This window comes from Marinifilum sp. D737 (assembly GCF_026672275.1).
In the GTDB taxonomy this organism is placed as follows: domain Bacteria; phylum Bacteroidota; class Bacteroidia; order Bacteroidales; family Marinifilaceae; genus Marinifilum.
The window spans coordinates 1-830 of the sequence record NZ_JANQCD010000092.1 but is presented as its reverse complement, the minus strand read 5'-3'; the positions used below and the strand labels follow the sequence as shown (position 1 = coordinate 830).

Annotated in this window: 1 protein-coding gene; it reads left to right on the top strand. The window is 39.8% G+C overall.

Annotated elements, in window-relative coordinates; genetic code table 11:
• Positions 1-12: 12 nt before the first annotated feature.
• On the top strand, positions 13-165 hold the full coding sequence (locus NQ163_RS20865) for a winged helix-turn-helix transcriptional regulator (protein WP_268192187.1): 153 nt from the start codon (positions 13-15) through the stop codon (positions 163-165).
• Positions 166-830 lie beyond the last annotated feature (665 nt).

Genomic DNA, 830 nt, shown 5'->3' with positions numbered 1-830 from the left:
GAGCGTGATGGTTTGGTAAGTAGGGAGGTTTACCCTGAAGTGCCACCAAAAGTCGTGTATGGATTAACAGAGGCCGGAAAAAGCATTATCCCCATCATCATGAAATTAGACCAATGGGGACAAAATTTTGCCAAAGAGAATCACTTGTACGCTCCCGGAGAATAATGCAGTTCATAGGAGTGGGAATAGATTTCGAATACTACTCCAAATGGATCCCTTGTATAGCATATTTGTTGCTTCTTACCATGGAATATGGAAGATATACTTCATTACAAACTGATTCAATCTACCTGCTCAAGCCGTACGGCTCTGACTTTTTCATTGATAAAAAAGTAATCAAAATTCCGATAGCTATTGGGAACAGGACGTGTAAGCAGCTCGACTTTCCAATGCCCAAAGAGCCTGTACCAAGTAATTAAGTTGTTGTTACGTTCTCTCACTCATTCATCATTTTTTGATTGCCACTTGTCATTGCACTCCTTTGATCGGCATCAGCTACGCAAGCTGGGTCCCATAGGAACAAAAAGCGACAAAATAGAAATGCTATCGAATGAGGAACGAGTGAGATGATCTATTTCTATTCGTGTTTGTTCCGTTATGGGTAGCTGAGTAGATGCGCCGTAGATTTTTGTTACTTTTCATCAATGGAAAAGTAAAAAGTTATATTTATGAGTATATAACAGGCATTTTGCCAAAGAGAATCACTTGTACGCTCCTGGTGAATAATGAAGTTCGTAGGAGTGGGAATAGATTTCGAATACTACTCCGAATGGATCCTCTACATAACACATACGGTATGGTTTATCACCTGGATAATATTCACGAATAGG